Below are 697 nucleotides of genomic sequence, written 5' to 3'. Positions count from 1 at the left end.
GCTTGCCCGGGAAGCGGCTCCGGACAGAGGATTGGCACAAATGCGCTGATTCGCCAGCCGTTGTCAGATCTACCGACGGCCTGGATCAGTGATCGCAGCAGCGAGGATGGTAGCCGCGATGAAACGGGTTCTATCTGCTTTTTTCTGCGCAATACTCAGCCTGCTTGTTTTGACAAGCCATCCCCGTGCCCAGCCCGACTCATGTATTCTGGGCGCATTCACCCTACCGATTCTTGGTGGGCCGGGCGATGCGCCTGTTCTCCCGGCAACGATGCAGGGAAAACCTGTCGCTCTCTATTATTCGACAACCGTCGATGGGCTTTATGGCGGCGATATCGCGGCTTACGGCGGTCGTGACACCGGCACACATACGACGATTGTGCAGGATGGTGCGCAAATCAGCGATGCCCCCCTCATGAAGACTGGCGAGCTCGAGCTCGGCACACTCGATCTGGGAACAGTTTCCATGGTCAGATTGCCGCAATTCCCCATGCGCTCCGTCGGTTTGCGCCAGGTGATTGGGGTGATCGGCGCACATCAATTCGATGGTCTGGCGGTCCTTATGGACATTCCGCATAGCGCGTTCGCACTTATTCGCTTCAGTGCAGACAAATCCTGCGAAGGGGCTGCCGCAAGATTTCTCGGCCCCGGTGAAACGCATCTGCCGCTCGACGCAGAGCATCGCGCGCAGATTACC

General features: G+C 58.2%; 1 pseudogene. It reads left to right on the top strand.

The annotated features are described in order from the left end of the window. Nucleotides 1-118 precede the first annotated feature (118 nt). A pseudogene (locus P792_RS37510) lies at nt 119-697 on the top strand (hypothetical protein); the annotation flags it as partial.

Source organism: Asaia sp. SF2.1 (genome assembly GCF_000505765.1).
GTDB lineage: Bacteria > Pseudomonadota > Alphaproteobacteria > Acetobacterales > Acetobacteraceae > Asaia > Asaia bogorensis.
Note: the sequence above shows the minus strand (reverse complement) of the source record. Positions and strands in the feature narration are given on the sequence as shown.